The organism is Flavobacterium sp. (assembly GCF_029242675.1).
GTDB lineage: Bacteria > Bacteroidota > Bacteroidia > Flavobacteriales > Flavobacteriaceae > Flavobacterium.
The window spans coordinates 1-11,826 of record NZ_JAQWTM010000197.1 but is presented as its reverse complement, the minus strand read 5'-3'; the positions used below and the strand labels follow the sequence as shown (position 1 = coordinate 11,826).

15 protein-coding genes are annotated in these 11,826 nt (G+C 34.6%); 8 read left to right on the top strand and 7 right to left on the bottom strand.

Translation table 11 applies throughout. From position 1 onward, the window contains the following. The first annotated feature begins 216 nt into the window (after nt 1-216). The 5 genes from P8M54_RS07635 to P8M54_RS07615 all read left to right on the top strand — a co-directional run bounded on the left by P8M54_RS07635 (nt 217) and on the right by P8M54_RS07615 (nt 3,366). On the top strand, nt 217-936 hold the full coding sequence (locus P8M54_RS07635) for a tetratricopeptide repeat protein (protein WP_300286853.1): 720 nt from the start codon (nt 217-219) through the stop codon (nt 934-936). A 51-nt stretch (nt 937-987) separates the two neighbouring features. Beyond that, entirely contained in the window at nt 988-1,230 is a 243-nt protein-coding gene (locus P8M54_RS07630) for a hypothetical protein (protein ID WP_300286852.1), read from the top strand. Further along, nucleotides 1,227-1,784 carry a DUF1853 family protein gene (locus tag P8M54_RS07625; RefSeq protein ID WP_366525135.1) on the top strand — a complete coding sequence of 186 codons (558 nt, stop codon included), beginning with the start codon at nt 1,227-1,229 and terminating at the stop codon, nt 1,782-1,784. The genes P8M54_RS07630 and P8M54_RS07625 overlap by 4 nt, the downstream gene beginning before the upstream one ends. A gap of 111 nt (nt 1,785-1,895) precedes the next feature. Then, nucleotides 1,896-2,732, top strand: coding sequence for an AraC family transcriptional regulator (locus P8M54_RS07620; RefSeq protein ID WP_300286851.1), 837 nt, complete (start codon nt 1,896-1,898; stop codon nt 2,730-2,732). 85 nt (nt 2,733-2,817) lie between these two features. Beyond that, a complete protein-coding gene (locus tag P8M54_RS07615) occupies nt 2,818-3,366 on the top strand; it encodes a YbhB/YbcL family Raf kinase inhibitor-like protein (protein ID WP_300286850.1) in 549 nt (182 codons plus the stop codon). Between the two features lie 69 nt (nt 3,367-3,435). Here P8M54_RS07615 and P8M54_RS07610 read toward each other — a convergent pair whose 3' ends face one another. Further along, nucleotides 3,436-3,717, bottom strand: a complete 282-nt coding sequence (locus P8M54_RS07610) for a hypothetical protein (RefSeq protein ID WP_300286849.1) — start codon at nt 3,715-3,717, stop codon at nt 3,436-3,438. A 318-nt stretch (nt 3,718-4,035) separates the two neighbouring features. Next, nucleotides 4,036-4,755, bottom strand: coding sequence for a hypothetical protein (locus P8M54_RS07605; RefSeq protein ID WP_300286848.1), 720 nt, complete (start codon nt 4,753-4,755; stop codon nt 4,036-4,038). A 181-nt stretch (nt 4,756-4,936) separates the two neighbouring features. Here P8M54_RS07605 and P8M54_RS07600 point away from each other — a divergent pair, with 181 nt between their 5' ends. The 3 genes from P8M54_RS07600 (at nt 4,937) to P8M54_RS07590 (ending at nt 7,946) form a co-directional block, all read left to right on the top strand. Then, nucleotides 4,937-5,869: an NAD-dependent epimerase/dehydratase family protein gene (locus tag P8M54_RS07600; protein ID WP_300286847.1), complete on the top strand. Its 933-nt coding sequence runs from the start codon at nt 4,937-4,939 to the stop codon at nt 5,867-5,869. 146 nt (nt 5,870-6,015) lie between these two features. Further along, on the top strand, nt 6,016-6,903 hold the full coding sequence (locus P8M54_RS07595) for a carbon-nitrogen hydrolase (RefSeq protein WP_300286846.1): 888 nt from the start codon (nt 6,016-6,018) through the stop codon (nt 6,901-6,903). Between the two features lie 2 nt (nt 6,904-6,905). Next, nucleotides 6,906-7,946 carry an agmatine/peptidylarginine deiminase gene (locus P8M54_RS07590; protein WP_300286861.1) on the top strand — a complete coding sequence of 347 codons (1,041 nt, stop codon included), beginning with the start codon at nt 6,906-6,908 and terminating at the stop codon, nt 7,944-7,946. A gap of 71 nt (nt 7,947-8,017) precedes the next feature. On the opposite strand, the gene P8M54_RS07585 is transcribed toward P8M54_RS07590, so the two are convergent. The 5 genes from P8M54_RS07585 to P8M54_RS07565 form a co-directional block, all read right to left on the bottom strand. After that, nucleotides 8,018-8,860 (bottom strand): DUF2911 domain-containing protein, encoded by an 843-nt coding sequence (locus tag P8M54_RS07585; protein WP_300286845.1) that lies wholly within the window; start codon nt 8,858-8,860, stop codon nt 8,018-8,020. Nucleotides 8,861-8,918: 58 nt separating this feature from the next. Continuing rightward, nucleotides 8,919-9,593 (bottom strand): HAD family hydrolase, encoded by a 675-nt coding sequence (locus tag P8M54_RS07580; RefSeq protein ID WP_300286843.1) that lies wholly within the window; start codon nt 9,591-9,593, stop codon nt 8,919-8,921. Nucleotides 9,594-9,666: 73 nt separating this feature from the next. Continuing rightward, entirely contained in the window at nt 9,667-10,383 is a 717-nt protein-coding gene (locus P8M54_RS07575) for a tRNA threonylcarbamoyladenosine dehydratase (RefSeq protein WP_300286841.1), read from the bottom strand. Nucleotides 10,384-10,431: 48 nt separating this feature from the next. Continuing rightward, on the bottom strand, nt 10,432-11,088 hold the full coding sequence (locus P8M54_RS07570; protein ID WP_300286839.1) for a TatD family hydrolase: 657 nt from the start codon (nt 11,086-11,088) through the stop codon (nt 10,432-10,434). Nucleotides 11,089-11,090: 2 nt separating this feature from the next. Next, on the bottom strand, nt 11,091-11,690 hold the full coding sequence (locus P8M54_RS07565; RefSeq protein WP_300286838.1) for a DUF1684 domain-containing protein: 600 nt from the start codon (nt 11,688-11,690) through the stop codon (nt 11,091-11,093). Nucleotides 11,691-11,826 lie beyond the last annotated feature (136 nt).

Below are 11,826 nucleotides of genomic sequence, written 5' to 3'. Positions count from 1 at the left end.
CTCTTAGAACAAACTAAATAAATTACAAATGGATTTGTATACAAATAAAGTATCCCGAACTAACTAAAAATAGATCAGCTGCATTTATTGCTCTTAAAAAAATTAATTCAAGTACCATAATCTTAATGAAAAAATACTGATAAATAAAGTTATTTCTTACTATCTTTATCTTTTTACTAATTTAATGTAAACCCAACTCTTAATTAACTACAAGCTATGAGCAGCAAACGCATTTTCCTTCTTTTCATTAACACTATGCTTTTTATAAATGGACACAGTCAAACTGCAAAGAAATACGCAGATCAAGGCTACGCAAAAATTGAACTAGAAGAGTATCGTAGCGCAATTTTAGCCTACGATAAAGCAATTGCAATAAATACTAAAAATGCTGAAAATTATGCTTTCAGGGGTTTTTCCAAATTTAAATTAGCCGATTACAAAGGTGCTATAGCCGACTATACCAAGGCGATTACTTTAGACGCAAAAACTACTAATTACTATGCAACTAGAGGTAGCGCAAGAGCAAAACTAAATGATTATAAAGGGGCTTTATCCGATTACAACAGGGTAATTAATTTGGAACCAAAAAATCCATTTGCATACTATATTAGAGGATATACTAGAATGAATTTAAATGATAATACTGCAGCGATTGCCGATTATAGCAAAGCGATACAATTAGATCCTGATTTCAAGGATGCCTACGTGAACAGAGGTAAACTCAAAAACAAAATGAAGGACTATAAAGGTGCTATTGCTGATTACTCTAAAGTAATTGCGATGGATGGTACTGATGCAATGGCCTATTACATGAGAGGAAATGTTAAATCTCGTCTTGGTGACCTAAAAGGTTCCAAAGCTGACCATGCTACCGCTATTAAATTATACCCAAAAATAGAAAACTTGTATAAGCTTACGGATTCCAAGGAGGACTAACTCTTAGTTCTGTCCATCCTAACAATATCTCAACTATTTTTCTTCTAATTGATGAATACAAAATCAAGAATAGCGTCTGTACTCCAAGCTACCCCTTTAGGCTACGAGCTTACGGGAATTCCTGTTTTTGATTTGACGCTATTACAACTACCTCAATATCTTGATTTTCCATTGCCAACCAATCTACGTTTAGGACATTTAGTAGAGAAAATTGTTGCTGAACTCATAAAAAAAGCTAGTAATTATGAGTTGCTATTTGACAATATTCAAATCATTGATGAAAAAAAACAATAGGCGAGCTTGATTTCATTATCCAAGAAAAAAGTACCAATCAAATTTATCATTTAGAACTAGCTTATAAATTTTACCTTTACGATCCAACCATTTCATCCGATGCTCTATTTAATTGGATTGGTCCCAATCGAAATGATTCCTTGCACGAGAAACTAAAAAAACTAAAAACAAAACAGCTTCCTTTGCTATTTGATAAATTTACAAGAGAAACTCTGGAACCACTTTCAACAGCTCACATAAACCAAGTAGTTTGTTTTTTAACAGCATTGTATTTGCCTTTTGATTACGACTTCAAAATAAATGTAGCTTACACAAAAGGAATAAAAGGGTACTACCTCAACTTTGAAACATTTAAAAAGCAGCATTCTAGCGGGAAAAAGTATTACTTACCCAAGAAAACAGAATGGGGAATGGAGCCAAATGAAAATGATAAATGGCAAGAATTTAATACTGTAGAACAATATGTTTCTAAGACTATAGAAGAAAAGCAAGCGCCACTATGCTGGCAAAACCACCACGGATTATACAGTCAATTTTTTATCGTTTGGTGGTAAAACTAAAGAATTAATTCGGTGTTATTCATCGAAAATCCTATTTAATACTATTTTAAATTGAAAAGTATAAAATCAAATAGGGATTAGTACTTTTGTTAAAATTAATTTAGAATGAGAACAATTGCATTACCAGACGAGCTTCCTTTTGAGAGGACTGATTTAACTCAACTATATGATTATCGAAGTTCATTAGAAATCAACAAGCAACAAATTATTCTCAACCAAAATACGTTTAGTTTTTTGATGGACGGTAGTAAAGAAGTTTATTTTGACAACACTGCCCTATCAATCACGAACTCTCATTTTTTATTAATGAAGGCAGGTCATTGTTTGATGACGGAGAAATTATCTGATATTGAAAACTACCGCAGTGTTTTACTCTTTTTTTCGAATGAAACACTATTGAAAATTATTAGAAAAACCGCAATTCAATCTGTAAAACCACCCCAAATTCAATCTGTTTATGGGTTTCAATACGACGAATTTATTCATCAGTTTGTGAGTAGTTTAGTAGTTGTTTCCAAATTAGCTGAAAGTATTCAGTCTAAATTATTAGAAGTAAAGCTAGAAGAAATCATTATCTATCTCACAGAAGTACACGGTCCTGCATTTATATATTCACTTTTATCCAATAGCAAGAATAGTACGCAAAAAATGATTCAAACAGTCGAAAACAATCTTCTAAGTAAATTAACTATTCATGAACTCGCTTTTTTATGTAATATGAGCATATCTACTTTTAAAAGGGAATTTGAGAAATGTTATGGCGAGTCACCTATCAAGTGGTTTCAAAACAAAAGATTAGAGCATGCCCAATACTTGCTCCATAATGAACGAAAAATTTCTACTGAAATTTACCTTGAAGTGGGATATGAAAACCTTTCGAGCTTTATTCAAGCATATAAAGCTAAATATGGTACGACACCAAAACAAGATCGTAAAAACTGAACTTACAGCAATAGTTTTTGAACAAATGCCCCTTCTTTGATTGTTATTTCTAGTCTAATTTTGCTAAAAATTAAATAGCAATAAAATGAAAAAAATTAACTTAGCTGTAGCGATTGCATTCTTGTTCACGACTACAATATTCGCTCAAAAAACATTTACTTTAAGTAGTAAAAGCATTGGTGGTCAAGCCACAAAAATGCAAGAATTTAACGGTTTTGGTTGTTCAGGAGAAAACGCTTCACCACAATTAAGTTGGGCTAATGCACCCGAAGGCACTAAAAGCTTCGCTGTCACCATGTACGATCCTGATGCTCCTACGGGAAGTGGATTTTGGCATTGGGTAGTGTTTGATATTCCGGCTAATGTTAACGAGCTTGTTCAAAACGCCGGAAATGTATCTTTGAAGTTGGCACCAAAAGGAGCGATACAAAGCACTACTGATTACGGGATGAAGGGTTTTGGAGGTCCATGTCCACCGGAAGGTCATGGTTACCATGAATATATTATCACCGTTTTTGCTTTAAAAACCGATACATTAGGATTAACTGATACGATTAACCCAGCAATTGTAGGTTTTAATCTTTGGAATCAAACTATTGCTAAGGCAAGTATTGTAATGTATTACAAGAGATAAAACAGTTGTTTTAAAAAAAAATCGGATTGAAATAATCATTTCAATCCGTTTTTTTTTATTTGTTCTTATTTAAGCTATTTTTAAAATTCTGTTAATCGGTATTCCTACTCCTTTTTTCAAAACAACACTTTCATCAGTTAAAGCCCAAACTGTTGTTTCGACCATTTTTTGAGATAAATCATCTTCAAAGAAGATCTGAATTTTAGAATGTTCTAAATTACCGAGAGCCAACGCGCGTTCCAGTTCATTTTTTCTCTGATTTATCGCACTATCATCTTCTAGAACCTCAGTGTGAGGAAATTTTAAAGTCTCGATTGCTTCCTTTTCTATGGTTTCAAAATGTATCGTCATGGTATTTGTTTTTTTTGTTAAATAATCAATTTAGTTTCGCTTTTTAAAAATTAAAAAAGTTCTTTACTCAAATATACCGAGAAAATTTCTTTGTTAAATCTCTATTACTATTAATTTAACATTGCGACTGTATGGCTTGGCCGCAGTACAATTGTAAGCTAAAAAGAGAAATTAAGCCCTTTATTAATCTGCTAAAGTAAAGAACACTATTCCTCAAAAAAATATTTTTCTATGCCCCCTCATCAATTAAAAAAAATGATTGAAAATAAAAAAACAGCCCTTGATTGGGCTGTTTTGTATTGCAAAGATTTAACTCACCTACAAAGTAGTAAATAGCGCACTATCTAAGGAATCTTTTACGATCACATTTTTAGGACTAACATTTTCATTTGGTCTATCAAATGATAACAAGATAGAACCCATTTTTTGATAGTTGTTCCAAGGTTTTAAAAACTTTGGCTCTGCATCATTAAAATTTTGGTAATAAGCCCACTGCTCTACTAAATGAGATTCTTGACCTACGTATACCCAATATTTGTTCTCTGGCGTTACTCCTACTCCATCAAAAGTCAATTGCAATACATCTGCTGTTTTACCATTAGGCAAATTATCGGTTTTAACGAATGATAACGTTACTCCGGGGTCTTGTAGTTTCCATGGCATAACGAGCCAGTACGCATCATTAATCCACCATTTTTTTCCTTTTTCTAGCAGTGCATTTACTTTCTTTTCATCCATTAGTTGCACGCCACTCTCGTATACCTTTCCTTTCATCGTATTGATATTTACCAATACTACTTGGTTGGCTGAAGGATTCTCTACTCTAACATCTCCGGTCCATTTATCCCAAGAAAGTTTTCTGTTTACAAAATCCCACTGGATAAAATGCGTAGCATTATAGTTCTTCATCCCACCCATTGCGGTCAACATTTCTTGGACAATAGCAGCTGCTTTTTTGTCCTTAGTTTGTGCGAAAATAGCCGTGCTGCTTGCCATAATCACTACAGCCATAACCGCTGCTTTTACTATACTTTTCATATCTTTCTTTTTGATTGATTCTTAGTAACAAAAGTAAGTACTTTTTATAGATTTAAAATTTAAAACTACATTACATCTGCTTATTAGTATATTGGTACAAACTATAAACGCGGTTGATTACAGTAAGTATTTCAATATTTTCTTTAATTTTGACAACCATCTTATTTATCAAAACATCAATATGCAAACAATACTAGGCGCAAACGGAATAATTGGCGAAGAATTAGCTCGAGAACTTCGTAAAAACTACGCTGATAAAATTAAAGTAGTGGGTCGGAATCCTGAAAAAATAAATGCTGATGATCTATTGTTTAAAGCTGACTTACTTGATCCAAGCCAAGTGAACTTAGCATTAAAAGGGAGTTCGATAGCCTACTTGACCGTTGGTCTTGCCTACGACTCGACCGTTTGGCTTCGGGATTGGGTGGTAGTAATGAAAAATGTAATTGAAGCCTGCAAAAACAACAATTGCAAATTGGTCTATTTTGACAATACCTACGCTTACCCTCAAGATGAAAGTATTCAAACCGAGGAGACGTCCATGTCATCCCAAGGAAAGAAAGGTACAGGTAAACGTTTGGCTGCTGAACTACTATTGAACGCTATTGCTAATAAAGAAATTGAGGCGGTAATTTGTCGTGCTCCTGAATTTTATGGTCCTGGAAAAACGAAAGGATTTACCAATGCCATGATTTTCGAAAATTTAAAAAATGGTAAAAATCCAAAAGTGTTTTTAAAAGATGATGTAGTACGGACTTTAATCTACACTCATGATGCCAGTAAAGCCATGGCACTGATAGGAAATACAGCCGATGCTTACGGTCAAACTTGGCATTTACCTTGTGATGACAATCGGTTAACCTACAAACAATTCTTAGCTGAAATTGAAAAACAACTAGATAGGAAAGTCAACTATAGCGTTTTATCTCGTTTTGTACTTAAACTAGCTTCTTACTTCGACAAAAATCTGAGAGAAACACAGGAGCTGCTTCCACGGTATGCTATCGATAACATTTTTGATTCTAGTAAATTTAAAAAGCGATTTCCCGGTTTTAAAACCACCACTTATGCTAATGGTATTCAAGCGATAATTAAAGATTTTAAAATAAAATAATGCTTTTAGACTGCTATACTATTCAACATAAATTAAGAGTAATTACTATTTATTAGGTCCCAAACTAAATCCTTTCGAGGATTAACGAAGACTTCACTTTTAAAACTTTGCGAAATTCACTATTTTTGCACCCTAAACAATATATCATGCCAAATAAAAAATATAAAATTGCCGTTATTCAGTTGAATCTTAATGATATCGCCGAAAACAACTTGAAAAAATGTATTAGTTGGGTTCGTGATGCCGCTAGTCAAGGTGCCGAGGTAATCTCACTTCCAGAATTGTACAGCAGTCATTATTTTTGTCAAAGTGAAGATGTTGATAATTTTGCTTTAGCGGAACCATTATACAGCACTTCATTTATTGCATTTAGCGCTTTGGCTAAAGAATTAGGCGTGGTCATCATTGTTCCTTTCTTCGAAAAAAGAATGGCAGGGATTTACCATAACAGTGCTTACATTATCGATACTGATGGATCGGAAGCTGGATTGTACCGAAAAATGCACATTCCAGATGATCCTTATTTTTATGAAAAATTCTATTTCACACCAGGTGATTTAGGCTTTAAAACAATACCAACTCAAAAAGGAAAAATTGGAACTTTAATTTGCTGGGACCAATGGTATCCTGAAGCTGCTCGTTTGACTGCTTTGAAAGGTGCCGAGGTGTTATTTTACCCAACTGCTATTGGATGGCATCCAGGTGAGAAAGAGCAATACGGCGTGAATCAATACGGTGCATGGATGAACGTTATGAAAGGTCATGCTGTAGCAAATGGTGTTTACGTTGCTGCTGCAAACCGTATAGGACTTGAAAAATACTTACCAGATACAGACGGAATTGAATTTTGGGGTGCTTCATTCATAGCTGGACCACAAGGAGAAATTTTGGCGCAAGCCTCACACGACAAAGAAGAGATATTAATTGCCGAAGTTGACTTGGATTTACAAGAAAATGTGCGTCAAAATTGGCCTTTCTTTAGAGACAGACGTATTGATGCTTTTGGAGATATTACTAAAAGAGCAATTGACTAATGATGATTGAAAATAAAAGAAGGTTTCCTGCTGAATGGGAAAAACAACAAGGAATTTTACTTTGCTTTCCGCACAATGGTAACGATTGGCCTGGAAAATATGAAGCTATTCAATGGGCTTTTGTTGAATTCATCAAAAAAGTAAGTCAATACGAGATGGTTTTTCTGGTAGTTGCTGACCAAAAGTTACAATACAAAGTAACGGAGATGCTAGAAAGAGCTCGAGTTGATCTTGCAAAAGTTTCGTTTATTATTCAAAAAACAAACAGAAGCTGGATGCGTGATTCAGGACCGATAGTGGTTTATAATGGAACAGCAAGAGAAGCACTCAATTTTAATTTTAATGGCTGGGCCAAATATAAAAACTATCAATTAGACAAGCATATTCCTGCTCGTATAGCTGCAGAATTGAACATGCCAATGACCCAAGTCATGTACAAAGGTAAACCCGTAATTGTCGAGGGTGGCGCTATTGATGTAAACGGCAGAGGAACTTTACTAACATCCGAAGAATGTTTAATGCATCCTACTATTCAAGTTCGAAATGAAGGATTTACTAAAGCAGATTATGAAGCCGTTTTTAAAGAATACCTAGGAATTACCAATGTAATCTGGTTGGGTGATGGAATTGCTGGTGACGATACGCATGGTCATATTGATGATTTATGTCGTTTTATAAATGAAGATACCATTGTTACTATTGTGGAAACAAATCCTGAGGACAGCAACTACGCTCCACTACAGGACAACTTAAAACGATTGCAAAATGCAAAATTAGAAAACGGAAAATCACCCGTTATTGTGGCATTACCAATGCCAAAGCGATTGGATTTTGAAGATTTGCGTTTACCTGCTAGTTATGCCAACTTTTTAATTTTGAATAACTGTGTTTTGATGCCTACATTTAACGATCCTAATGACCGCGTAGCACTTAATATCTTAGCAGCGTGTTTTCCTGATAGAGAAATCATAGGAATCAGTGCTATTGACCTTATATGGGGATTTGGAACCTTACATTGCTTGAGCCAACAAATACCTGCATAAAAACAGCAAATTCATATAAACAAAAAACACCAGCAATGCTGGTGTTTTTTTTATGCTAAAAAAAGAAGTTTTTATTTACTCCATTCAGAGATACTGTCTTTATTCATTTTTACATAATCTTGATTTCCTGCGGCTTCAGATGCCGCTAATGAAAGCTTAGCGGTTTCCAAAGCTCCTTTTTTATCACCTTGTTTTGCTTGAATTAAAGATTTCAAACGCAAGTAATAAAATGGCTTAACCGTACTCATATCAAGGGCTTTATCAATGTACGTTCTTGCTTTGTTTATATCACCATTTGCTTGTAAAAAATACTGAGCTGAACTAAAATAATCCCCTGCCGTTGGACCTGCCAGCACTTTTTCGATACTTGCAATAGTGTTTTTTTGCGTAGGCACTTCAAATTTTATAGCGGCAAATGAGTTTTCCCATGAGATTTCTAAATTAGCAGAGTTGTTGGTTAGTGCTCCAAACCCAATTGTAAAAGTATCTACAGCCTTAGGCAAAGCTTCTTCCTTTACAGTAGTTTTCAATGCAATATTAGCTTCTTTAAATTCTGCTGGATTTCCCCAGTTATCCGTTGTTGTATAAAATATAACTTCCCAACTTTGGATACTTGGAATAGTATACAAGGCATATTTTCCTTTTTTTAATGTTTTCCCGTCGATCATAACGTCATCACTAAAAGAAATAGTAGTGTTTTCGTTAGCACCGGTTCTCCATAATTGTCCAAACGGAACTAAATTTCCAAAAACAGCTCTTCCTCTAGCAGATGGTCTTGAGTAAACAACTTCAACATCTGTCAAACCTACAACTTGGTTAATCACTGCTTTAGGACTCGCTTGTGGGGTTTTTACTTGTGCTTGCAGCGTAAATTGGGTTATAATAACTGCTAAAGCAATAAGAATCTTTTTCATACTATATCTATTTTAATTTATGTTTTTCCAAAATTACAAATTCAGAAATGTTAATTTGTTAATTATTACTTAATTTGGAATCTAATTGACGGACTACTTCAAAATTTAATTCGGTAAAATGATCAATAATAGTATCTGCCGCAGATAAATCTTGCGCTTCCGAATGGATGCTATTATAACCAACACAAAAAATACCGGCGGCTTTAGCAGCTTTAACACCATTTGTACTGTCTTCAATAACAATGCATTTTTCTTTAGGTGCCAAAGATAAACTAGCAGCAAATTCAAAAATTGCAGGATGCGGCTTGGATTGCGGAAAATCTTCGCCGCTCACCTTGTGTGTAAAATAAGGATTTAGTCCAAAGCGATTAAAAACACGATCGATTGTAACTTTCGAAGCAGATGAAGCCAAGATCAACTGTATTCCGTTTTGGTGTAAATCGACAATAAGCTGCCTAACGCCATCCAATAAATCTAAATCCTTTTTAGTGTCAAAGGCATCATTAAATATAGTACGCTTTCGCTTAATCAAGTCTTCTACTTCATGATCTAAACCAAATATTTCTTTTACTTTTTGAAACACATTTCTGGTAGAAAAACCGGTGAAAGAGGTATATAACTCCTCCGAAACTTCAATGTTCAGTTCTTTAAAATGTTGAAAATAGGCATAACGGTGAACCGGTTCGGTGTCAACAATTACACCATCCATATCAAATATTACTGTTTGTATCATAAGTAAGTATGCTTTTTTGAGAACTGAATGCTTTTTTAAAGATAGCTCCTCTTTTACTAATTAAATAGGCTCTTTACTCTTTTTTAAGTAAATATCGAATCACTGTTTCGGCAGCATACAACCCAAATAATCCCGGCATATAACTGTTTGTACCATAAAACGATCGTTTAAAATTAGAGCCATCCGTCATTTTTAAACTGCTTTCGTCTTGTATTTCTGATGAGAAAACCACCTTCAGTTTATCAATTTTGTGTTCTTTAAGTCTTTTACGAATGGTTTTTGCGAGAAAACAATTCTCAGTACTATTAATATCCGCTACTTTTACTTTGGCGGCTTCCATTTTTCCACCCGCTCCCATACTTGAGATGATTTTCACTCTTTTTCGCTTTGCTGCGATGATCAAATTCAGTTTTGGGGTAATGCTGTCAATACAATCCAATACATAATCATAGTCGGCCGTTACGGTCGCTAGCGCACGCTCTGGAGATAAAAACTCTTGTATACGCGTCAGTTTTAATTCGGGATTGATATCCATTAATCGATCACCTACTATGGTTACCTTTGGTTGCCCAACGGTAGAATGTAAAGCGGGTAGTTGCCTATTAATATTGGTAATATCTACCACGTCCCCATCAACTATAGTCATAGTTCCTACTCCTGCTCTTGCCAAAAATTCAGCTGCAAAGGATCCTACGCCTCCAAGGCCTACGACTAATACATTTGCTTTTTGTAATTTATCCAGACCTTCTTTTTTAAATAATAGTTCTGCTCTTTCTGTCCACTCTGCCATTGTACTTTTTTATAGTTTAAAAATTGAAACGATGCGCTTCCCTTTTTCTTATGTTAATTTATTTTTGAATACAGCATTAAAATTCGTCGCAATAATTGCTTGTAATTCTGCTATTGAAATGTTCTTGTATTTTGCTGCCAAAGCATATACTTCTTGAATCGTTTGCTCAGATGTATCGGTTTCTAAAAAAAATCGGTCGTTTGGCACAGCTGTAAATACCGACTCTAATTCGGGATTTCTCATAAGATACTTTCCAAACGACAGGTAAAATCCATTGTTTAGCAGCTGTGTTGCCAACTGTACATTTTTAGAAAAACCGTGAATTACAATGGGAACCGTGCTATTTAATTTGTTTTTAATTTCGATTAGTTCTTGAAAAGCCGCCACGCAATGAATGATGACGGGCTTATTGTACTTTTGGGCCAACATTAGCTGTTGCTCAAAAACCTTTGTTTGCAGGTCTAATGGAATTTCTATTCGCTTATCGAGTCCACATTCGCCTATGGCAAGGCAAGAATCGAGTATTATTTTCTCCTCAATAGTCTTTAAATCACTTGCAATTCTATCGGTTTCAATGTACCATGGATGAATTCCAATTGAATATGCAGTACAAGCACAATCAAACTCCCACGGATATTGATTGACCAGTTCTAAAATGGTCGTTTGGTTTGTAAACTGATGCGTATGTAAATTAAAATAGTCCATGACTAATGAAATTTCTTTACACCTGCTTTAATTTCAATATCTAAATCATTTTCAAGAGGAACCAAAGGACAAGAGTACTTATAATTGTACGCACAATACGGATTGTAGGCAGTATTAAAGTCTACTATAATTGTATTTCCTTCTGGAATTTTTAAATCGATATACCTTCCACCGATGTAGCTCTCTTTTCCTGACGTTAGGTCAGAGAAAGGTAAAAAAAGATCGTCTTTGTACTGCGGTTTTTTAGACAGCTCTATGTCTCGATACACGTTTAGTTTAAGCTTCTTTCCTTCCAAAGTAAACGTTAGCTCTCCATATTTTATATAAGCAGGCGTTCTAGATGTAGATGTTTTCATCTTGAAAGGTTTCTCTTTTTTAGTTCTTGTAAACTGAGCAACGACGAAAGCATTTTCATTAATGGGAAAAAACTCTAAGCTCTTAAATTTAGCCAAATCGGCTGCCATCAATGGGCTTTCCTTGGGGTTGGCGTACTCTGCGTTGATTTTATTTTGGAATTCTTGTACTGCTTTACTATCAAATTTTTCTTGGGCTTGTCCAATCGTAGCGATGCACAAAAGGATTACAGAAAGTATTTTTTTCATGATTTAGATTTTAGCAAAAATAGTTTAAAAGTAACAAAGAGACAAAGTAACCAAGACACAAAGTTTTTTACCTTTGTAACTCATTAGAAATTTCCCCATGCTTAAAAACGCTTTTCGACAATACATCAATAATTTC